The following is a 21945-nucleotide window of genomic DNA, read 5'->3' on the forward strand; positions in this document are numbered from 1 at the left end:
GGACTCCCTGTTTTGGCGCTCTCGGGCGCAGGCAAGCCTCCGGCATCCCGGCAAACGCCCCGTTTGCCGGCTCCCTTCAAACCAGTATTGTTTTTCAGTTAGTTACGCGTTGTAGAAGGCGCGCAGAACTTTGGCATAGCGCTGGACATCCTCCATCTTGCCAGTGCTGACCCGCGACCATTGTTTCCATTTTCCATAAGCCGGGCGGATATCGACTCTGGCCTCGGCCATGGCCTTGAACAGCGCATCCGCATCGGGAACTTTCACGTAGACGAAGTTCGTGTCCGACGGCAGCGCGGTGAGGCCGCAGCTCTTCACCGCGTCCATGATCGCCTCGCGCGCTTCCAGAACGTGGGTCTTGGAATACTTGAGGAAGGCCTTGTCGTTGTAAGACGCGATGCCCGCCGCCAGCCCGGCGGTGTTGCCGCCAAAGCTCATCAGGTATCCGCGCAGCGTCTCGGCGAGACCCGGCGACGTGAGGGCATAGCCCAGACGCAGCCCGGCCATGCCGTAGATCTTGGAGAAAGTGCGGGTGATGATGAGATTCTCGCGCTCGCCCAGCAGGTCCACCATCGAGGTATATTCCGGCCTCGCGGTCAGCTCCATATAGGCTTCGTCGATCAGCACCGGGATCTTGGGATCGACCGCGCGGATGAAGGCGCGCAGCGCGTCGCCGTCGAGCGACATGGCGGTGGGGTTGTTGGGGTTGCAGATGTGGATCAGCCCCACGTCCGGGCCGATGGCGGCTTTCATCGCGGCCAGATCCACGCCCATGTCGGCACCCAGCGGCACGCGCTTGACCTTGGTTCCCTTGCGGGCGGCGTATTTGACGGTGGTGTCCCAGAACAGGTCCGGGCACAGGATCGCCTTGCCTTCGGGCAGGGCCATGGCGGCGCAGATGAGCACTTCGGTCGAGCCCGAACTCAGCACCACGTTCTCGGCGCCCATGGCATGGCGTTCGGCAATGAGGTCGACCATTTTCCTGAGGCCGCGATCTGCGTAGAACGCGCCCATCGGGGCGCTGCGGGCGATGGCCTGAAGCGCGGACGGGGCCGGGCCGAACGGGTTCTCGTTGCGGCTGAGCTGGGCGATCCCGGCGGGGGGGCCGAACACGTCGGCGGCTTCGGGACCGTATTCGGGCTCGGCTGCGAGCGCTGTGCGCGGCGTTCCGGCCAGCGTCAGGGCGCCGCCTGCACCGGCTCCGGCCAGCATGAGGCGGCGGGAGATTGCGATGGTCATTGCGCGCTTCCTTTCCTTGTGGGGGCTCAGGCGAGGCCGTGGCGGACCATCATGGCCGCCACGAAGAGAAGATAGAGGCCGAAGATCGGGCTCAGCACACCGGCGGGCAGCTTGTGCGCCGTCGCCGCGCCGATGGGGGCGGTGATGATCGACGTGCTGACGATGGCTGCAGCGGCAATCACATTGACATAACCGATGGAGCCGAGCGGCAGGTCGGGCGCGGAAAGGCCGATCGCCATGAAGCCCAGCGTGCCGGGCACGGCGATGATGAAACCCACGCCCGAGGCCGTGGCGATCGAGCGGTGGATGGTCCGCCCGCACAGGGTCATGACGATGATGGCGATGGTGCCGCCGCCAATGCCCAGCAGCGAGGAGAAGGCGCCGAGCCCGCCCGCGATTCCCGCGCGGACGGCGCCGCCGGGCACATCGTCGCGCAGGCGCTTGTCGCGCAGCACCGGAAACAGGAAGTGCAGCGCCATCAGCGCCACGCCCACGCCGAAGATCAGCGCCAGCACATTGCCGCTGGCCCGCGCGGCGAGCAGCACGCCCGCGCCGACGCCGAGCACGATCCACGGCGCCCAGGCCTTGAGCAGCGTAAAATCGACCGCATCGCGCCGGGCATGGGCCTGCACCGAACGCAGCGAAGTGATCACGATCGTCGCCAGCGAGGTGCCGATGGCGACATGGGCGATGCTTTCGGCGCTTCCGCCCAGCAGTGGCAGCATGATGAACAGCACGGGCACGACGATAAAACCGCCGCCGATCCCGAACAGCCCGGCCGCGAAGCCCGAAACCAGCCCGGCCAGCAGCATCAGCGCGACGGGAATGCCCCAGGTTGCCAGCAGTTCGGTCATGCGCGGGGCCTCCGGGTGGCGGCAGTCACACAATGGCGTGGAGAGTCGGGCATCGGTTCAGAATTCCCCCGTGAAAGTGATCTGGACGCTGCGCGGGGACAGGGGGCGGAAATAGGCCTCGCCCGAAACCGCAGGCAGGATGAAGGACAGCGTGTCCTTGTCGAAAAGATTGGCGACGTTGATGCGCATGCGCGCGTTGCGCAGCGGGCCCAGCGCGGCGTCGCGGCCCAGCTCGGCATAGGCATCGACGATCCACTGGCCGCCCAGCGGCTGGGTATTGGCATAGTCGGCATAGCGCTTCGACGTGTACTTGGCCGTTACGCTGGCGAGCGCCCAGGGGGCCGGTTCCACCGTCACCGTCTCGGATACGATCCAGCGGGCGCTGTCGGGAATGCGGTTGCCCCGGATCGGGGTGCCGTCCGGCAGGTCGTTGCGGAACGTGGCATTGCTATAGGTAAGGTTGGTGGTGAAATAGACTGCGTCCGCGAAGAGCGCGGGCTTGACCGAGGCCGAGGCCTCCAGCCCGTGCGCCTCCACCGCGCCGACGTTGCGGAAATAGGTCTCGGTGGCGCCTGCGCTGCCGGGAACCGGGCCGCCCACCGGGCTGATCAGGTTGGCAAAGCGCGTGTGATAGAGCGTCGCCATGGCAAAGAAGCGGGGCTGGTTGGTGCGCAGGCCCAGTTCCATGTTGCGCGCGCGCTCGGGGCTGGGATCGGGCGCGAAAGCGGGCGAGGCGGCAAAGGCCATGGAGGCCACGGCGTCCATGGCCTTGGGCAGGGCCATCGTCTCGGCATAGGAAGCGAAGAGCTGGGTGCGGGCATCGGGCAGGCGGTAGAGCACTCCGGCGCTGGGTTCGAACCCGTCGAAGTAATGGGCCTTGCCGCTGGCGGGGCCCCAGCCGGGCGTGCCGTCCGCATGGGCATAGTCCTCGAAATCGCGGTAGCCGTGGAGCTGATAGCGGATATCGAGCCCCTTGAAGCCCAGTTCCACGGTCAGCGGGCCCTGGCCCGGCGTCCAGCGATCGCGCGCCCAGAACTGCAGGACTTCGCGGCGCGAGCGGTAATCGCGGCGGTAATAGACCGTCTCGCCCGCCAGCACGGTGCCGTCCGGCGCGCCGCCCGCCTTGTTCAGCCGGTACTGGCGGCGGCGGTAGCGGTCGCCCTCGATCCACAGACCGGCGTCGAAAGCATGGTCCGCAAGCCGGGCTTCGCCGCGAAAGACCGCGCCCTGCCGGTGGCCGTCTATGCCCGAATACCCCCATTGCAGCCCGCGCGGGGCATGAACGGGCAGCCCGGCGGCGGCTTCGCGTTCGTAGTAGAGCAGGGAATTATCATAAGTATCCGGCGAAACACCGAAGCCGTGCTTGTCCTCGCGGTAGAGCGTGGCTTCAACGAAGGCGGAAGTGTCACCCGCCAGATGGAGCGTTACGCCGTAGAGCTTGTCGTTCCGGGCATTGATCGCGTTGCCATAGTAATAGGCATAGTCCGCGTTGGAATAGCGCACGCCGGGCGTGGTTTCCGGCAGATCGGGGATGAGGCTCGTATAGCCCCGCTCGCGCCCCGTCTTGCCGTTGAGGTCGGGCGTGGCGGAATCGTACTGCTCGCGCGTCAGGAACGGGGAGTCGAAGTCGAAGAAGTGGTTCGCCACGAACTTGAAGCGCAGCCACGAATGCGGCGTCAGGTCCGCGACAAGCTGGGCTTCCCAGTGCTTGCGGTCGATCGTGCCTGCCCCGCGCCACAGATCGCTGCGCAGCCGGGTGTGGCTGACATAGCCGCGCAAAGGCCCCACTTGCCCGCTGTTCACCCGCACGAACGTGCGGCGCAGTGCGTCCGACCCGAAGGACTGCGCCGCAAGCAGACCGAAATCGCGGCCGGGCTCTATGGACCGGTACGCGACAATCGGCCCGAGCGAGGAATAGCTGGGCAAGCCGACATCGCCCGCCCCGGTCGAGGCTTCGACGGCGGCGAGGTTTTCATTGTCGACATAGCGGAACACCGGGCTGCCGCCGAAGGCATCGGAGCGGCCGAGCGGAATGCCGTCCACCACGAAGCCGATCTGATCGAGATTGAAGGCACGCGTCTGCACGCTGTTGCCGAATTCGTAGAGGCCGAGCGGGCCATCGGTCTGCACATTGAAGCCGGGCAGGTATTCCAGCATCTTGAGCCCGGAAATGCCCGGCGGGGCCGAAAGCAGCGCCTTGCGGGTGACGCTGGCGGTCTGGCCCACATGCCCGGTGCCGATGGCTTCGGCGGCCTGAGACAACCGCCGCCCCGTCACCATGATCGGGCCCTGCGCGTCGGGATCGGTGGGGGTGGCTCCGGTATCGTTTGCCACCTGGAGTGCGGTGAGGCGCAGCACCACGACATCGCCGCGCATGCTGGCGATCGTTAGCGGAGTGCCCGCGATCAGGCTTTCCAGCGCGCGGCGCGCGGCCATGCGGCCCTTGACCGGATTCGCACGCAGCCCTTTCACATCGCCGTAGGGAAACAGGATGCGCATGTCCGATTGTTCGGAGAAGCGGTTCAGCGCTGCTTGCATCGCCTGGGCCTCGATCTCGAAATCATGAACCTGCGCCTGATGGGCGGCGTCGGGTACTTCGGCCATCGCCGGTGGCGCCAGCAGCAGGAGAAGGAGCAGCACATGTCCTAACTTCTGCAACCGGCATCTCCGCAGGGGCCGTGTTCCCTTGCTCACCCTCAACGAAGCGAGAAAAGAAGTCCGCCATGCGTGCCTGAATTTTTTTTGCATTGCAGCGACCGGGAAGGGCATGCCCCCCACTATGTGTCATTTTTTCTGGACAGGCGAGCGGTGACGTGATGGATTGCCCGCAATAAAAACGTCACGGAGGGGCAGGGCACATCGAACGGGGGGTACGCATTTGGATGAAATCCGCGCCAAGCTGGACTGGTTTGAGGCAGTCATACTGCCGCATCAGGCCGCGCTGCGCGCCCGTTTGGGGCGTATTCTCCGCTCCAGCCAGGACTTGGACGATACCGTTTCGGAAGTGCTGGCCCGGGCCTGGTCGACAGCGGACTGGGAGCGGGTGGATCACGGCCGCGCCTATCTGTTCCATATTGCCCGCAACCTGATCATAGACGAGGCACGGCGCGATAAAATCGTGTCTTTCGAACAGATTGCGGATCTGGAATTGCTGCAGTCGCACACCACTCTGGAGGCGCAATTGCATGCGCGTTCGGAACTGCGCTGGCTGCAGGATTTCCTCCCGCAACTGCCGCGCCAGTGCCGCCGCGTGTTTCACATGCGGCGCGTGCAGGAAAAATCGATGCGGGCCATAGCGGAAGAGCTTTCGCTGTCCGTTTCTACCGTAGAGAAACATTTGGCCAAAGCCGTTCTCCTGATTATGCGGGCGCGGTGGGAACGCGAGGAATCCGTCCTTGAGCCAAGAACAGCCGGAACGGCAGATGCCAGAGCAACAGATGTCAAAACAACGGACACAAGCGGACATCGAAGCGAAAGCTGCGAATCTCGCTGTTCGCCTTCCTGACGCGGGCGAGGCCGAACGCGCCGAAATCATGGCGTGGGTGGCGCAGGCTCCGGCGCACGCCGTTGCTTTTGCGCGCGCGGAAAGCGCATGGAAGGATTCCGAGCGGCTGAAGGCGCTGGGCTTCGATCTGCCTGAGGACGACGACGAGCCGGACGAAGTGATCGTGCCGGTGGAGACGGCCCGGGGCGTTTCGCGCCGGGGCGTGATCCTGTCCGGCGTAGCGGCTCTGGCGCTGGCGGGGCTGGTGCCGGTCACGCGCATGCTGAGCCCGGATGGGGAGAGCTTTTCCACCCAGCGCGGCGAAGTGCGCGAAGTGCGGCTGGCGGACGGCAGCACCCTGCATATCAACACCGATTCGGAAGTGCGGGTCGCTTATAGCGAGAACCGCCGCCTGCTGCGGCTGGTGCGGGGCGAGGCTTCGTTCGACGTCGCGCATGACAAGGCGCGGCCGTTCGATGTCGAGGCCGGGGATACGGTGACGCGCGCGGTCGGCACGCAGTTCACGATCCGCCGCCATCGGGACGACGTTGAGCTGACCGTGACCGAAGGGATCGTGTCGGTGAGCGACGGCACCGGGCAGGAAGCCCGCGTCGCGGCGGGCCATGGCGCGCGGATCAGACCGGGCGCGATTGCGGCCTCAGCGCTGGACAGCCGGACGATTGCCCGGCGCACCGCCTGGCAGGGCCGCATGCTGGAATTCGACGGGCTGACGATCGGTGAGGCGGTGGCCGAGTTCAACCGCTACCGCGCTGCCCCCATCGTGGTCGCTGACCCGAAGATCGCCTCGCTGCGCGTGGGCGGGCGGTTTGGCCTGTCGGAATCGGACAAGTTCCTGGAGGCGCTTCAGTCCGGTTTCGGTCTGGACGTTTCCCCGGGCGCCGATGGCTCCGTGAAGATTACCTCAGGCCGCTGAGGCGCCCTTTTCGGCTCCCACGAAACGGCACAGCCCTTCCTGCGCCACGCTGGCCACCAGCGTGCCAGCGCGGTCGAAAATCGATCCGCGCGCGAAGCCGCGGGCATGGCCGGACCAGGGGCTGTCCATGAAATAGAGCAGCCAGTCATCGACCGGCGGCGCGGCGTGGAACCACACCGCATGATCCAGACTGGCGACTTGCAGTTTCGGCGAAAAGAAACTGACCGGATGCGGCAGGACGGCCGTGGTCACGAGCGCGAAGTCGCTGGCATAGGCCAGCACCACGCGCGCCATCGTTTCGTCCGCCTGCATCGGGCGGGCAAGGCGGAACCACAGGAACTGGCTGGGCGTGCCCGATCCGTCAGCCCCCGAGGGTGAGGGCGGCCCGGGGCGCACTTCGAATGCGGCGAGGCGTTCCAGCATGGCGGGCGGCATCGGCTGGCCCGATGCTTCGAGCGCGCTGGCAAGATCGAGGCAGGCTTCGGGCGGCAGCACATCGGGCATCGTCGCGGCATGGGCGAAGCCCTGTTCCGTCCGGTGGAATGAGGCAGCAAGGTTCAGGATCGGCAACCCGCCCTGCATCGCCACCACGCGCCGGTTGGCAAAGCTGCCCCCGTCGAAATCGCGCAGCACGCGGTAGACGATCGGCCGCGTGGTATCGCCCGCGCGCAGGAAATAGGCGTGAAGCGAATGGGCCTGCTTGCCTTCGGCCATCGAGCGCGCAGCGGCGGCGAGCGCCTGTGCCACCACTTGCCCGCCGAACACGCGGCCCGGCCCTTCGGCGGACGGCGCGCCGCGATAGAGGTCGGTATCGAGTTCCTCGATCGTCAGCAGGCCGCGCAGTTCCTCGACCGCACTGGGGAGGGGATCAGTCATGCGCTTCGCTCCCCATGCCGTGCGGGCCCTGCAGCCAGTCGCGGGCCTGCTGTTCGATGGAGAGCAATTCGCCCAGCGTCTGTTCGATCGCGCGCTTCTGCTTGCGCAACTCGCCGACGCGCTCGCCGACTTTGCCGATGAGCTGGCGCACCTGCTCGACATGTTCGGGATCGACATCGTAGAGATCGAGGAATTCCTTGATCTCGCGCAGGGTGAAGCCCAGCCGCTTGCCGCGCAGGATCAGCTGCATCCGGCCGATCTCGCGCCGCGAATAGATGCGCGTGGTGCCTGCCCGCTGCGGCGCGATCAGGCCCTTGTCTTCATAGAAGCGCAGTGTGCGCATGGTTACGTCCAGCAGGCTGGCCGCTTCCTGGATGCCCAGCATCTCGGGGTGACCCGGAAGAGCGCCGTTACTGCTCATGCAGTCTGGCCCGAAGCGCGGCGTGCGGCTTCCTCTTCGGCGAGATCCTTTTTCGAGAGTTTGCCGACCATGGTCTTGGGCAGGCTGGTCCGGAATTCGATCGCGCCCGGTATCTCGATCTTGTTCAGCCGTTCGCGCAGGAAGGCCATCATTGCCTCTTCATCCAGACTGTTCCCTTCGTGCAGCACGATGAATGCCTTGGGGGACTGGCCGCGATAGGGATCGGGCACGCCGATCACCGCCGCTTCGGCCACCGCAGGATGCTCGTAGATCGCTTCCTCGATAACCCTGGGATAGACGTTGTAACCCCCGCACAGGATCATGTCCTTGATCCTGTCCACCAGGAAGAGATAACCGTCTTCGTCGAGATAGCCAATGTCCCCGGTGCGCAGCGCTCCGTAGATGAACGTGCGTTCTGACGCTTCCGGCCGGTTCCAGTAGCCTTTCATGACTTGCGGGCCGCGCGCGCAGACTTCGCCTTTCTCGCCCGTTTTGCAGACGTGGTTGGGATCGTCGGGATCGCGGATTTCCAGCGCAGTGCCGGGGAAGGCCGGGCCGCAGGAATTGTTCTTCACCACGCCGTCCAGCGGATTGCAGGCGATGATCGGGCTGGCTTCGGAGAGGCCATAGCCTTCCACCACGTTCACGCCGGTCTTCTCCTCGAAGGACTTGCGCACTTCCAATGGCAGCGGCGCGCCGCCCGAGATGCACACGCGCACGCTGTCGAACTCGCCGTGCAGCGCTTCCTTGTTGAGCGCGGTGTAGAGCGTGGGCACGCCGAAGAACTGCGTGGGTTTGGTGCGCTTGGCGGTGGCGAGGAAGCTCTTCATCTCGAAGCGCGGCAGCAGGATCATTTCGGCGGCGGTATCGACCGAATAGTTCAGCACTGTCGTCAGCGCGAAGACGTGGAACAGCGGCAGCACGCCTAATGTGCGTTCCTGATGATCGGGCATGTGGCCGACATGGGCGATCATCTGCGCCGAGTTCGCGGCGAGATTCTCATGGCTGAGCATCGCGCCCTTGGGCACGCCGGTGGTGCCGCCGGTATATTGCAGCACGGCCAGATCGTGCGGATCGCGAATGACCGGATCGGGATCGGCATCGCGCGCGATCAGATCGGCGAAGCGGACATAGCGCAAGTCATGCGGCTCGTGGACGATGTCGCGCCGCTTGAAGAGGAGGAAGGCGCGCCGCTTCATCGAAGGCAGCGCATCGGCGAAGGGGCACACGATCACGCGGTGCAGCGTATCCTTGCCCACCAGCGGTTCGATCTTCGGCAGGGACAGCGCAAGATCGGTGGTGATCAGGACTTCGGCGCCCGAATCCTCCACCAGATGCGCCATTTCGCGCTCGGTGTAGAGCGGGTTGAAGTTCACCACGACAGCGCCGATGCGCAGGATCGCGAAATAGCAGACCACGTAATAAGGCGTGTTCGGCAGGCACAGGCCGACGCGGGTGCCCTTGGTTACGCCCAGATCCTGAAGGCCGCGCGCGGCCTTGCGGACCAGTTCTCCGATTTCGGCATAAGTCCACTTGCGGCCCATGAAATCGATCGCGGGCCAGGCGCCGTGGCATTCCACGGCATGGTCGAGCAGATCGGTCAGCAGGCGCGGCGCGATCGGCGGCATCTCTTCCGGCAGTTGGGAGGAGCAGGAGGAAGTTGCCGGGTGTTTTCCACCGCCGATCGTCACCGCGCCGCCCATCAGAACGTCACCCGCGCGCCGAGCGAGAAGACCATCGCGTAAGCATCCGTGAGCGAGCCGTCGACCAGAACCGGCGTCTGCACCGGCGTTCCGGCATAGGCCGCCGTGGGCCGGTCGATCGAGGCATCCTTGAACGAGATGTAGGAAGCCGCCGCATCAAGCGTGATGTGGCTGGTGGCGGCATAGCTGGTGCCCGCCGAGAAGTTCCAGCGGTCCGCATCCGGCACGCGCGCATCGCGGTTGCCGTCGCGCGTGGGCGTTCCGGCATATTGCACACCGCCGCGCACGGTCCATTTCGGGCTGATGGCGTAGTCTGCACCCACCGCATAGCTCCAGCTGTTCTTGTAGTTTTCCGGGATCGATACATTGAGGGGATCGCCCAGATCAATCGAATCGAACTCGCTCCAGCCATAGCGCACGACTTGCGCGTTGAGCGTCAGCTTGTTGGTGGCCTTGTAGCGCACGCTGCCGATTGCCATCCACGGGGTGGAATAAGTCGCATGGGTATTGATCGTGCCGTTCTGCCCGGCCAGCGGGCCCAGCAGGCCCGTGGTTTCCACCGTGCCCTTGAGCTTGTGCTTGATGCTCGACTTGTAGGAGAGGCCGAGCGAGAACGGGCCGGTGTGATACTGCATGCCGGCCGACCAGCCCACATCCCAGCCCTTGCCCGAAAGCGTCTGGTGGCCGTCCGCCAGCAGGGGAGAGAGGTTGGGCAGGTAATTGCTCAGCGTGGCGTCGGCATGTTCGATGTTGAGCGCGGCGCCCAGTTTCAGGCCGGGCGTCAGTTCCACCGCCACGGTGGGCTGGATGTCGAACGTGCGCAGCTTGGTCTTGTCCGCCGAATAGCGTGACCAGCTGTCGGCGGCATAATCGGTGGTGAAGGAATAGGGGGCGGTCACCGCCAGGCCCAGCGCCACTTTACCGAAGCCATAGGCAATCGCGCCCGAAGGCAGCAGGCCGTTGTTGATCGGGTTCTTTTCCACCGGATCGCCGCCGACTGGCGCCGGGGCCTGTCCCGGGCGGACGAGGATGGTGCCCTGATCGGAGACTTTGCCGCGCGGCAGGATGGCGCTGGCGTGCACGGCGGCCTCACCGCCTTCCATCCCGGCGATCGAGGCCGGGTTCCACCAGATCGAATCGACGCCGGTATCGGCAGCCTCGCCCGAGAACGCGCGGCCCTGCGCGCGGACGGACTGTTCCTGCAGATAAAAAGCCTGCGCATGCGCGGCACCGGCCATGCCAAGAGTCAGGGCCGAAGCCGAGCCCGAAAGCAGGATGCGGGCGGTAACACTATTCATTTCAGGGTACTCCCAAAGTCAGTTTTTCATATTTCCATGCGCTGCCGTCACCGCAGCCGGGTCCAGGTCTGCGTCTTGCACAAGGGCCAGACGATGCAGCCCTTGAGTTTCAGGCTGTCCGGGCCGGTGGGGGTGATCGTGGCCTTGTAGGTGCCGCCGTCCTCGGCGTTGTAGACCCAGCCGCCCGACCACTTGCTGTCCTGCCGCGCGAACCCGCCGAGCATGGCCAGCCCCTTGACCTTGCGGCTGCGTTTGGACTCGTCCTTGTTGTTCACGTCGCGCAAGTCCGCATCGGCGCGAATGCCGTCGGAGTTGAGCAGGCGGCCGCAGATCGATTCACCGCAGCGGGTGATTTCGACGATGCCGTGGCGGGTGGGTGTCTGCCATTTGCCCAGAACGGTATCCGGACTGGCAGCGAAAGCGGGGCTTCCGATGGCAGCAGTGGCAACAAGTACCACGGCCGCGCGTTTCAACACTGTCATGTGCGACCTTTCATTCCTCTCTCGTCATGCCCCTGTTTTTCCGGGCCGAATACCTCGTGTCAGAGGAGGCGGTCCGGGGCTGATGCATGATGCCTAGCCCAAAATCTGCTTGACGTATAGGGAAAGAATTGCACCTATAGGGAAGAATTGAGGTGGGCGCCGATACGGCGCTAGAATGGCTACGCCGAGTCCCCCGATGGAGAGAATGCATGCAAAGCGTCGTGATTGCGGGCTACGCCCGCTCCCCCTTTCACTTGGCCAACAAAGGCGCGCTGGCGCGGGTCCGTCCCGATGACCTGACCGCACAGGTGATTCGCGGGCTGATCGGCAAGACCGGCGTGAACCCCGCCGAAGTGGAAGATCTGATCGTCGGCTGCGCGTTTCCGGAAGGGGAGCAGGGGCTCAACGTCGCCCGCCTGATCGGGCTGCTGGCGGACCTGCCGATTTCGGTGGGCGGGATGACCGTGAATCGCTTCTGCGGCTCTTCGATGAGCGCGATCCATTATGCCATGGGCCAGATCGCGGTGGGCGCGGGAGAGGCCTTCATCTGCGCGGGCGTGGAATCGATGAGCCGGGTGCCGATGATGGGCTTCAATCCCATGCCGAACCCGGAGCTCGCGAAGAAGAGCAGTGTCTACATGAGCATGGGCGAAACGGCCGAGAACGTCGCCAGCGAGTATCAGATCAGCCGCGCCGAACAGGAAGCGCTGGCGGTCGAAAGCCAGAGCCGCGCCGCCGCTGCGCGCGAGGCGGGCAAGTTCGCCGACGAGATCGTGCCGATCGAAACCAAGGGCGGCACGGTGAGCGAGGACGGCACGATCCGCCCCGGCACGACCGCTGAGGATCTCGCCGGTCTCAAGCCCGCGTTCGATGCGAACGGTTCGGTCACGGCGGGCACCTCCTCGCCGCTGACGGACGGCGCCAGCGCAGTGCTGGTCACGACCGAGGACTATGCGCGCAAGAACAACCTGCCGATCCTCGCCCGCATCAAGGCGGTGAGCATCAGCGGCTGCGCGCCCGAGACGATGGGCCTAGGCCCGATCCTCTCCAGCCAGAAGGCCTTGGCACGCGCGGGCATCACCGCCGCCGATCTCGACGTGGTGGAACTGAACGAGGCCTTTGCCTCGCAGGCCATTGCCTGCGTCAGGGATCTGGGGCTCGATATGGCCAAGACCAACATCGATGGCGGCGCGATTGCCATGGGGCACCCGCTCGGCGCGACGGGCGCGCGTATCGTCGGCAAGGCGGCCTCGCTGCTCAAGCGCGAGGGCGGCAAATATGCGCTCGCCAGCCAGTGCATCGGCGGCGGGCAGGGCATCGCCACCGTGCTGGAGGCGGTGGAATGAGCGATAGCATCAAGAAAGTCTGCGTGATCGGTGCCGGGACCATGGGTGCCGGGATCGCCGCCCAAGTCGCCAATGCCGGAGTGCCCGTGGTGCTGCTCGATATCGTCCCGAAGGACGGCACGAACCGCAACGCCATTGCCGAAGGCGCGGTCGCGAAAATGCTCAAGATCGAGCCCGCGCCGTTCATGAGCAAGAGTGCCGCCAAGCTGGTCGAGACCGGCAATATCGAGGATCACCTCGATAAAGTCGCCGAATGCGACTGGGTGATCGAGGCGGTGATCGAACGGCTCGACATCAAGCAGGGCCTCTATGCCAAGCTGGAAGCGGTAAAGCGCGACGGCACGGCGGTTTCGTCCAACACCTCGACGATCCCGCTCGCGAACCTCGTCGAAGGGCGTTCGGAGGCGTTCAAGCGCGATTTTCTGATCACCCACTTCTTCAACCCGCCGCGCTACATGCGGCTGCTGGAGATCGTCACCGGGCCTGACACGGATGCAGGCGTGGCCGCGAAAGTGGAGCAGTTCGCGGACGTCGCGATGGGCAAGACGGTGGTCCATGCCAAGGACACCCCGGGTTTCATCGCCAACCGTATCGGCACCTACTGGATCCAGCTTGGCATCAACGCCGCCTTCGACATGGGGCTGAGCGTCGAGCTGGCCGATGCCATCGCGGGCAAGGCGATGGGTGTGCCCAAGACCGGCATTTTCGGCCTTGTCGATCTGGTCGGCATCGATCTGATGCCGCATTTGCAGGCGAGCCTCACCTCCACGCTGCCCCAGGACGATCCCTATCACGCGATCGCCCGCACCATGCCGCTGATCGAGAAGATGATCGCGGATGGCTACACCGGCCGCAAGGGCAAGGGCGGGTTCTACCGGCTCAACAAGCAGGCGGGGCGCCGCAAGGAAGCCATCGATCTGGCCACCGGCGAATATCACGCGGCGATCAAGCCGCAGGGTCCGCGCGGGCCTGCCGCCAAGGGCGATCTCAGGGCCTTGGCCGAAAGCAAGGGCGATATCGGCTCTTATGCCTGGGCGGTCATGGGCGGCACGCTGGCCTATGCCGCGGCGCTGGTGCCTTCGGCGGCGGCGGACGTGGTGGCCATCGATGATGCCATGAAGCTCGGCTACAACTGGAGCGCCGGGCCCTTCGAAATGATCGACAAGCTGGGCGCGAAATATCTCGCCGAGCGGCTCGAAGCCGAAGGCCAGCCGGTGCCCGAGATGCTGAAAGTGGCGGGCGAGCGCACGTTCTACCGCATCGAGAACGGCAAGCGCCAGTTCCTTGGCCTGGACGGCGAATACCACGATGTGGTGCGCGCCGAAGGCGTGCTGCGCCTTGCCGATATCAAGCTTGCGTCGAAGCCGCTGCTCAAGAACGCCTCCGCCGCGCTGTGGGACGTGGGCGACGGCGTCGTCTGCCTGGAGTTCACCGGCAAGATGAACGCGCTCGATGGCGACGTGATGAAGCTGATCGTGCAGGCCATCCCGATGGTGGCCGCGCAGTACAAGGCGCTGGTGGTCTATACCGATGCCGACAGCTTTTCCGCCGGGGCCAATCTGGGCCTCGCGCTGTTCGGCCTCAACATCGCCGCCTGGGGCGAGATCGAGAAGCTCGTGGCGGGCGGACAGATGGCCTACAAGGGCCTGAAGTACGCGCCGTTCCCGGTGGTCAGCGCGCCCGCCGGGCTGGCCGTGGGCGGCGGGTGCGAAATCCTGCTGCACAGCGATGCCATTCAGGCCCATGCCGAGCTTTACACCGGCCTTGTCGAATGCGGCGTCGGCCTGATCCCCGGCTGGGGCGGCAATGGCGAAATGCTCGACCGTGCCCGCAAGGCGAACCGGATGCCGCGCGGACCGATGCCGGCGGTGGCCAAAGTGTTCGAGACGGTTTCGACCGCCACGGTCTCCAAGTCGGCGGCGCAGGCCAAGGAAATGCTGTTCCTGCGGCCCGAGGACGGCATCACCATGAACCGTGACCGCCTGCTCCACGATGCCAAACAGAAGGCGCTCTCGCTGGTGGAAGGCTACACCCCGCCCGAACCGCCCGAGTTCAAACTGCCCGGCCCCAGCGGTCGCACCGCGATGGGCATGGCGGCCGAGGGCTTCCACAAGCGCGGTATGGCGACGGATTACGACATGGTCGTCTCCGATGCGCTGGCCGCGGTGCTGAGCGGTGGCGATGCCGATGTGGTGGACACTGTGACCGAGCAGGAACTGCTGAAGCTGGAACGCGAGACTTTCATGCGGCTGGTGCACGAACCGCGCTCCATCGCCCGGGTCGAGCACATGCTGGAAACCGGCAAGCCGCTGCGGAATTGATGCAGGCAAAGCATGATGGCAACCGCATCGTGTGAAAGTCCTCCCCGATACGGGGAGGTGGCAGCCCGAAGGGCTGACGGAGGGGACTCCCGGCTGCAGCACCGCGCTTGACGGTGATTCCCCTCCACCACCTTGCGGGTGGTCCCCCTCCCCTCGCCGGGGAGGACGCGGTTGCCGAGGAATGACATGGCGCCAGATGCGCCTGAGGAGAGTGACAATGCAGGTCTACGAAGCACCCTTGCGCGACATGAAATTCGTGCTCAACGAGCTTCATACGGATGACGGTTTCGGCAATCTGGAGGCGCTGGAGGAATTCACGCCCGATCTCGTCGATGCCATTCTGGAGGAAGCGGGCAAAGTCGCGCAGGAAGTGCTGCTGCCCTTGAACCGCAGCGGCGACATCGAGGGCTGCACGCTCGAAAACGGCGTGGTGCGCACGCCCAAGGGCTTCAAGGAAGCCTATGACCTGTTCCGCGAAGGCGGCTGGTGTGCGCTGGCTTCCGATCCCGAATGGGGCGGGCAGGGCCTGCCCGAGCAGGTGAACAAGATGACCGAGGAGATGATCTGCTCGGCGAACGTCTCGTTCAGCCTCTATCCCGGCCTCACCCACGGCGCGACCACCGCGATCGAAGGCTATGCCAGCGACGAGCTGAAGCAGTTCTATCTGCCCAAGATGGTCTCCGGCCAGTGGTCAGGCACGATGTGCCTTACCGAGCCGCATTGCGGCACCGATCTCGGCCTGCTGCGCACCAAGGCGGTGCCGCAGGAGGATGGCTCCTACAAGATTTCCGGCGCCAAGATCTTCATCTCCGCCGGTGAGCAGGATCTGACCGAAAATATCGTCCACCTCGTCCTTGCCCGGATGCCCGATGCGCCCGAAGGGGTGAAGGGGATCAGCCTGTTCCTCGTTCCCAAGTATCTGCCCAAGCAGGACGGCACGCCCGGCCCTGCCAATGGCGTGTCGGTGGCCGCGATCGAGCACAAGATGGGCATCAAGGCCTCGGCCACCTGCCAGCTCAATTTCGACGAATCGACCGGCTGGCTGGTCGGTACGGCGCACAAGGGCATGGAGGCCATGTTCACGATGATGAACACCGAGCGCGTCTCGGTGGGCGTGCAGGGCCTTGGTCTGGGCGAGGCGGCCTATCAGTCCGCCGTGTGGTACGCGAAGGAGCGTCTGCAGGGCCGCTCGCTCTCGGGCGTGAAGAACCCGGACGGTCCGGCCGATCCGATCATCGTCCACCCCGATGTGCGCCGGATGCTGATGACCATGCGCGCCAACAACGAAGGTTGCCGCGCGATCTGCGCCTGGGTCAGCCGCGCGCTCGATGCGGAGAAGCACTCCACCGATCCCGAAGTGAAGCAGCGCGCGAGCGACTTCATCGCGCTGATGACGCCGGTGGTGAAAGCGCTGTTCACCGACCTTGGCTATGAAAGCGCCAATCTGGCGGTGCAGTGCTACGGCGGCCACGGCTACATCGCCGAAAGCGGCGTGGAGCAATATGTGCGCGATGCGCGGATCGCGATGATCTACGAAGGCACCAACGGCATTCAGGCGCTCGACCTCGTCGGTCGCAAGCTGCCCGCGCACATGGGCCGCTATCTGCGCGCGTTCTTCCACCCCGTCTCCGAATTCATCGAGGCGCACAAGGAAGACGCAACTCTCGGCAAGATGATCGAGGGGCTGGAAAAGGCCTTCGGCGCGCTCCAGCTTTCGACCGCGACCATTGCCCAGAAAGGCATGGCCGATCCCGAGGAAGCGGGCGCCGCCGCGACCGATTACTTGCGCCTGACGGGCCTTGTGGCGATGGGCTACTGCTTCGCCAAGGCCGCCCTGATCGCGCAAGGCAAGCTGGCCGGGGGCACGGAGGAAGCGGCTTTCTACAAAGCCAAGCTCACCACCGCGCGCTTCTACTTCGACCGCATCCTGCCGCAGGCGACCGCCGCGTTCCTGGCGATCAAGTCAGGCAAGGCCTCGATGATGGAAATGGACGCGGAGGCGTTCTGAGGGACAAATCCTCCCTGTCCCCCGCAGGGGGATGGGGAGGGGGACCGCCCGCGTAAGCGGGTGGTGGAGGGGGAGAAAACCCCTCCGTCACGCACTGCGTGCGCGCCACCTCCCCATCCCCTGCGGGGACAGGGAGGATTGGAAGGAGCTTTCAATCCGATAGCTTCCACCCCGTTTCCCCGCTAAAGGCGCGCGATGCTTCGCCTGACTGACCTTGCCCTGCCTCTGGACCACACGCCCGCCGATCTCGAACGGGCGCTGTGCGAGCGGCTGGGCCTCGCCCCGGGCGATCTCGAACGCTTCACGGTGGCCCGGCGCGGCAATGACGCGCGGCGCAAGACGGCGATCAAGCTCGTCTATTCGCTTGACGTCGCGGTGCGCGATGAAGCCGAAGTGCTCGCGCGCTTCGCCGATGATCCGCACGTGCGGCCCACGCCCGATACGGCCTACAAGTTCGTCACCTGCGCGCCGGAAGGCTGGGACGGCGAGCGTCCGGTGGTGATCGGCGCGGGGCCTTGCGGGCTGCTCGCTGCACTGGTGCTGGCGCAGATGGGGTTTCGGCCGATCATCGTCGAACGCGGCAAGGCCGTGCGCGAACGCACCAAGGACACCTGGGGCCTGTGGCGCCGCTCGGTGCTCGATCCCGAAAGCAATGTGCAGTTCGGCGAGGGCGGCGCGGGCACGTTCTCGGACGGCAAGCTCTACAGCCGCATCAAGGATTCGCGCCATCTTGGCCGCAAAGTGCTGACCGAATTCGTGAAGGCGGGGGCGCCCGAGGACATCCTCACCGAAGCGCATCCGCATATCGGCACGTTTCGCCTCGTCACCATGGTGATGTCCATGCGCGAGACGATCGAGAAACTGGGCGGCGAATACCGCTTCCAGACCCGCGTCGAGGACTTCGAGGTGGAAGAAGACGCGGACGGCACCCGCCGCCTCAAGGGCCTGCACTTGTCCACCGGCGAATTCCTGCCCGCCGGCCATGTGATCATGGCGGTCGGCCATTCGGCGCGCGATACGTTCCAGGTGCTTTACGACCGGGGCGTGCATATCGAGGCCAAGCCGTTTGCCATCGGCGTGCGGATCGAGCATCCGCAAAGCTGGATCGACAAGGCGCGCTATGGCCCCAATGCGGGCAACACAATCCTCGGCGCGGCGGCCTATTCGATCAGCCACAAGTGCAGCAATGGCCGCGTGGTCTATTCGTTCTGCATGTGCCCGGGCGGGCGCGTGGTGGCCGCCACCAGTGAGGAAGGCCGCGTCGTCACCAATGGCATGAGCCAGTATTCGCGCGCGGAATTCAACGCCAATTCGGGGCTGGTGGTCGATATCGATCCGGAGCGCGACTATCCCGGCCACCCGCTGGCGGGCATTGCGTTCCAGCGCAAGTTCGAGGAACTGGCCTACAAGGCGGGCGGCTCCAGCTACAAGGCGCCGGGCCAGAAGCTGGGCGATTTTCTGGCGGGCAAGCCTTCCACTGAATTTGGCGATGTCACGCCCAGCTATCAGCCCGGCGTGCATCTGACCGATCTGAAACAGTGTCTGCCCGATTTCGTGATCGATTCCATCCGCGAGGCGCTGCCCGTGTTCGGCCGTCAGGTGCCGGGCTACGACCATCCCGACGTGGTGATGACCGGGGTGGAAACGCGCACCTCCTCTCCGGTGCGCATCACGCGCGGGCGCGATTGCCAGAGCCTCAACACGCGCGGGCTCTATCCGGCGGGTGAGGGGGCGGGTTATGCGGGCGGTATCCTCTCCGCCGCCGTCGATGGCATCCGCGTGGCCGAGGCGCTGGCGCTGGAACTGGTCCCGGGCTTCGACAAGCTCAGCCTGAGCGGGGAATGAGGAGCTGCTTTTCCCTCCCGCTCGCCCTGAGCTTGTCGAAGGGCATCTGGCGCGACCTATGAGCCAGTACGACGCCATCGTCCTCGGCGCAGGCGCGGCGGGGTTGTTCTGTGCGGCCACCGCCGGACAGCGCGGCAAGCGCATATTGCTGCTCGATCATGCGGACCGGCCGGGCAAGAAAATCCTCATCTCCGGCGGCGGGCGGTGCAATTTCACCAACCTGCACACCGCGCCGGACCGTTACCTCTCGCAAAATCCGCATTTCGCCAAGTCGGCGCTCAGCCGCTACACGCCCGCCGATTTCCTCGCGCTGGTGGAAAGCTACGGCATCGCCTGGCACGAAAAGACGCTGGGCCAGCTCTTCTGCGACGAGAGCGCGAAGCAGATCGTCGCCATGCTGCTGGACGAGTGCGCGAGGGGCAGCGTTGACCTTCAATGCGGCGAGGCGATCCGCGCGGTGGACCATGCGGACGGGCTCTACCGTGTGTCCTATGGGGACCACACGGCGCAGGCACCCGCGCTGGTGATCGCGACGGGCGGCCCTTCCATCCCAAAGATGGGCGCGAGCGGCTTTGCCTATGATCTGGCGCGCCAGTTCGGCCTCAAGGTTGTGCAACCCCGCCCGGCGCTGGTGCCGTTGACGCTGCCTGCCGGTGATGCGCTGTTCCGCGACCTGTCGGGCGTATCGACCGAAGTGATTGTCCGGTGCGGCAAGGCCGCGTTCCGCGAGGCGGCGCTGTTCACCCATCGCGGGCTGTCCGGCCCCGCGATCCTGCAGATTTCCAGCTACTGGCAGCGCGGCGATACGATCACCACGCAGTTCCTGCCCGGTCGCGAGGAAGGCTGGCTCAAGACCCTGAAACGCGAGAGGCCGAAAACGGGCTTGCGCAAAGTGCTCTCGGAAAGTCTTCCGGACCGTCTGGCCGAGGCTCTGTGCGAACGGCTTGGCCTCACCGGCGATCTCGGCAACCTGCCGGACAAGGCGTTGGCGGCGGCCGAGGCGAAGCTGGCCCGCTGGCCGTTCGTGCCCGATGGCTCCGAAGGCTTCGCCAAGGCGGAAGTGACGGCCGGGGGCATCGATACCTCCGGCCTCTCGTCCAAGACGATGGAAGCGCGCAAGGCGCCCGGCCTCTATGCCATTGGCGAGGCGGTGGACGTGACCGGCTGGCTGGGCGGCTACAACTTCCAGTGGGCCTGGGCCAGCGCCCGCGCGGCCGGTCTGGCTCTCTAGGCCTGTTCCGTTCATCCGGAACGGAATTGGTTCCCGGTTTTCAGCTCTTGAACAGTTGCGGATAGGACTTCCTGAGATCGGCTATCTTCGGCTTGTCGTAGCGGTTGGTGTAGCTGTTGCCGGGGTTTTTCCGCATGAAGTCCTGATGATAGGTTTCCGCCGGATAGAACCGCCCGGTTTCCAGCTTGGTGGCGATGGGCCTGCCGAACACACGGGCCTTGTTGAGCCCGGCGATATAGGCGGCGGCCATCCGGCGCTGTGCGGCATTCTGCGGGAAAATGGCGGAGCGGTAGCTGGGGCCGGTATCGGGGAACTGGCGGTTTACTTGTGTGGGATCGTGCGCCACGGAAAAGTAGATCTTCAGCAGCGTTCCATAGCTGACTTTCGCCGGATCATAGACGATCCGCACCGCTTCGGCATGGCCCGTGGTTTCGGAGGACACCTTGCGGTACGTCGCATCGGCCTTGGTGCCGCCAGCATAGCCGGTGAGCACCGACTTCACGCCTTTCACATGCTCGAACACGCCTTCCATGCCCCAGAAGCAGCCACCGGCAAGAACCGCGACCTGGCTGCCCTTGGGGACGCTCTGGCGTGCCGGTGGTTCCGGGAAGGGGGCGGAAGTGCGCGGCGTGGCGGAATAGAGCACGGTGCCGGCGGCAACCAGCGCGGCGGCACAAGGGGCCACAAGATAGATAGGGCGGAACGGCATCGCAGGCTCTCCCGATTGCTTACCCCTTCAGGTACGCCCGATACCCGCCCAAAGTTACACCGCCACGCGAGGGCGCGGTTGGGGAAGACCTTTTCAGGCGCCCTTGGTTGTTCCGCGAACTACCAGCCGCGGGGCCATCTTCATGCTTTCGGCCGGATTGCCTTCGAGGAGCGCCTTGAGTTTTTCGACCATGGCTTTCGCACCACCGGCGATTTCCTGCCGGATGGTGGTGAGCGGGGGCATCGTCATCGAAGCCAGAGGCAGATCGTCAAATCCGATGACCTGCACATCCCCGGGCACAGCCCGGCCCTTTTCGTGCAGGCAGCGAAGGACGTTCATGGCGATCAGGTCGGACGCAGCGATGATGCCGTCCAGCTCCCGGTTGGCGGCTTGCGCTGCCTCCGCGATCTGCCGGGCCATGTCGTCGCTGGCCAGGCTGATCGGGATGCGCATGATCGGCACGCCCGCTTCTTGCGCGGCAGCTTCCGCGCCGCGCCAGCGTTCGTTGATTTCGATGCCCTTGGTTTCGCCCATGAAGGCAAGGCTGCGCGCGCCGGAGGCGATCAGGTGTTCGGCGGCGATGCGCCCGCCTGCGATATTGTCGGTGCCGACGGCGCAATGGACCTGCCCTTCGCGATAGGCGCCCCAAGCGACCAGCGGCCGGTAATGGCTGGCCACCGCCTCGATAACCTCGAACTGGTCGGACTGGCCGATCAGCAGCACGCCATCGACCATGCCCGAACCGGTTATGCGTTCCAGCCAGTCGCTTGTCCCGTCCGGAATCGCGCGGCTGAGCATCACGTCGTAACCGGACTCGGTCAGCTCGTCGGCCAGCCAGCCGAGCAGGGTGAGGAAGAACGGGTCCGAAATGTGCTGGCGCTTTTCGTGTCCCAGGGGAATGACGACGCCGATGACGCCGGTCCGCTTGGAGCGCAGCTTGCTGGCCATCTGGTTGGGGCGGAAGCCATGTTCGCGCGCCAGCGCCTGGATGCGCTCGCGCGTTTCGGCATTGACCAGCGACTTGCCCGCCAGTGCGCGTGACACAGTGCCGGTGGATACACCGGCCAGCCGGGCAAGGTCGGCAAGAGTGCGTACAGGACCAGTGGCTCCGGAATCACCCGAAGAGTTGTTGCTTCCCCCGCCGTTTTCATGCCCCATTGCCATCTCGCTTTTCTTAACACCTTGAAACGTCTC

At 65.3% G+C, this 21945-nt stretch carries 17 protein-coding genes; 7 read left to right on the plus strand and 10 right to left on the minus strand.

Annotated features, from left to right (window positions below; translation table 11 throughout):
• Nucleotides 1-102 precede the first annotated feature (102 nt).
• The 3 genes from MTR66_RS07745 to MTR66_RS07755 are packed head-to-tail and all read right to left on the minus strand — an operon-like array spanning nt 103 to nt 4733.
• On the minus strand, nt 103-1239 hold the full coding sequence (locus MTR66_RS07745) for a pyridoxal phosphate-dependent aminotransferase (protein WP_243919412.1): 1137 nt from the start codon (nt 1237-1239) through the stop codon (nt 103-105).
• Nucleotides 1240-1265: 26 nt separating this feature from the next.
• The gene (locus MTR66_RS07750) at nt 1266-2093 is read right to left on the minus strand and encodes a sulfite exporter TauE/SafE family protein (protein WP_243919414.1); all 828 of its coding nucleotides are present in this window, start codon (nt 2091-2093) and stop codon (nt 1266-1268) included.
• Nucleotides 2094-2150: 57 nt separating this feature from the next.
• Entirely contained in the window at nt 2151-4733 is a 2583-nt protein-coding gene (locus MTR66_RS07755) for a TonB-dependent receptor (protein ID WP_243919416.1), read from the minus strand.
• Nucleotides 4734-4971: 238 nt separating this feature from the next.
• Between MTR66_RS07755 and MTR66_RS07760 the strand changes: the two genes are divergently transcribed.
• On the plus strand, nt 4972-5598 hold the full coding sequence (locus tag MTR66_RS07760) for an RNA polymerase sigma factor (protein WP_243919419.1): 627 nt from the start codon (nt 4972-4974) through the stop codon (nt 5596-5598).
• A 28-nt stretch (nt 5599-5626) separates the two neighbouring features.
• Complete coding sequence (locus MTR66_RS07765; RefSeq protein WP_243919420.1) at nt 5627-6511, plus strand: FecR family protein; 885 nt, start codon at nt 5627-5629, stop codon at nt 6509-6511.
• On the opposite strand, the gene MTR66_RS07770 is transcribed toward MTR66_RS07765, so the two are convergent.
• From MTR66_RS07770 to MTR66_RS07790, 5 genes are read right to left on the minus strand one after another with little or no spacing between them, the layout of a single operon-like run.
• Nucleotides 6500-7387, minus strand: coding sequence for an acyl-CoA thioesterase (locus tag MTR66_RS07770; protein ID WP_243919421.1), 888 nt, complete (start codon nt 7385-7387; stop codon nt 6500-6502). The two genes, MTR66_RS07765 and MTR66_RS07770, sit on opposite strands and share 12 nt — an antisense overlap.
• Nucleotides 7380-7808: a MerR family transcriptional regulator gene (locus MTR66_RS07775; RefSeq protein WP_243919422.1), complete on the minus strand. Its 429-nt coding sequence runs from the start codon at nt 7806-7808 to the stop codon at nt 7380-7382. The genes MTR66_RS07770 and MTR66_RS07775 overlap by 8 nt, the downstream gene beginning before the upstream one ends.
• The gene (locus MTR66_RS07780; protein WP_243919424.1) at nt 7805-9511 is read right to left on the minus strand and encodes a long-chain-fatty-acid--CoA ligase; all 1707 of its coding nucleotides are present in this window, start codon (nt 9509-9511) and stop codon (nt 7805-7807) included. Before MTR66_RS07780 ends, MTR66_RS07775 begins: the two co-directional genes overlap by 4 nt.
• Complete coding sequence (locus tag MTR66_RS07785) at nt 9511-10809, minus strand: OmpP1/FadL family transporter (RefSeq protein ID WP_243919426.1); 1299 nt, start codon at nt 10807-10809, stop codon at nt 9511-9513. The genes MTR66_RS07780 and MTR66_RS07785 overlap by 1 nt, the downstream gene beginning before the upstream one ends.
• Before the next feature lie 47 nt (nt 10810-10856).
• Nucleotides 10857-11291 carry a DUF2147 domain-containing protein gene (locus MTR66_RS07790; protein WP_243919427.1) on the minus strand — a complete coding sequence of 145 codons (435 nt, stop codon included), beginning with the start codon at nt 11289-11291 and terminating at the stop codon, nt 10857-10859.
• Nucleotides 11292-11500: 209 nt separating this feature from the next.
• Here MTR66_RS07790 and MTR66_RS07795 point away from each other — a divergent pair, with 209 nt between their 5' ends.
• From MTR66_RS07795 to MTR66_RS07815, 5 genes are all read left to right on the plus strand, one after another.
• Complete coding sequence (locus MTR66_RS07795; RefSeq protein WP_243919428.1) at nt 11501-12637, plus strand: thiolase family protein; 1137 nt, start codon at nt 11501-11503, stop codon at nt 12635-12637.
• Nucleotides 12634-14958 carry a 3-hydroxyacyl-CoA dehydrogenase/enoyl-CoA hydratase family protein gene (locus MTR66_RS07800; RefSeq protein WP_243919429.1) on the plus strand — a complete coding sequence of 775 codons (2325 nt, stop codon included), beginning with the start codon at nt 12634-12636 and terminating at the stop codon, nt 14956-14958. Before MTR66_RS07795 ends, MTR66_RS07800 begins: the two co-directional genes overlap by 4 nt.
• A gap of 217 nt (nt 14959-15175) precedes the next feature.
• Nucleotides 15176-16966 (plus strand): acyl-CoA dehydrogenase C-terminal domain-containing protein, encoded by a 1791-nt coding sequence (locus tag MTR66_RS07805; RefSeq protein ID WP_243919430.1) that lies wholly within the window; start codon nt 15176-15178, stop codon nt 16964-16966.
• A 195-nt stretch (nt 16967-17161) separates the two neighbouring features.
• The gene (locus tag MTR66_RS07810; protein ID WP_243919431.1) at nt 17162-18811 is read left to right on the plus strand and encodes an NAD(P)/FAD-dependent oxidoreductase; all 1650 of its coding nucleotides are present in this window, start codon (nt 17162-17164) and stop codon (nt 18809-18811) included.
• Nucleotides 18812-18869: 58 nt separating this feature from the next.
• Nucleotides 18870-20042: a BaiN/RdsA family NAD(P)/FAD-dependent oxidoreductase gene (locus MTR66_RS07815; protein ID WP_243919432.1), complete on the plus strand. Its 1173-nt coding sequence runs from the start codon at nt 18870-18872 to the stop codon at nt 20040-20042.
• A 40-nt stretch (nt 20043-20082) separates the two neighbouring features.
• Here MTR66_RS07815 and msrA read toward each other — a convergent pair whose 3' ends face one another.
• Nucleotides 20083-20751, minus strand: a complete 669-nt coding sequence (msrA, locus tag MTR66_RS07820; RefSeq protein WP_243919440.1) for a peptide-methionine (S)-S-oxide reductase MsrA — start codon at nt 20749-20751, stop codon at nt 20083-20085.
• Nucleotides 20752-20844: 93 nt separating this feature from the next.
• Complete coding sequence (locus MTR66_RS07825; protein WP_243919667.1) at nt 20845-21909, minus strand: LacI family DNA-binding transcriptional regulator; 1065 nt, start codon at nt 21907-21909, stop codon at nt 20845-20847.
• Nucleotides 21910-21945: the final 36 nt, after the last annotated feature.

Origin of the sequence: Novosphingobium beihaiense, from assembly GCF_022832375.1 — a bacterium.
Taxonomy (GTDB): Bacteria; Pseudomonadota; Alphaproteobacteria; order Sphingomonadales; family Sphingomonadaceae; genus Novosphingobium; species Novosphingobium beihaiensis.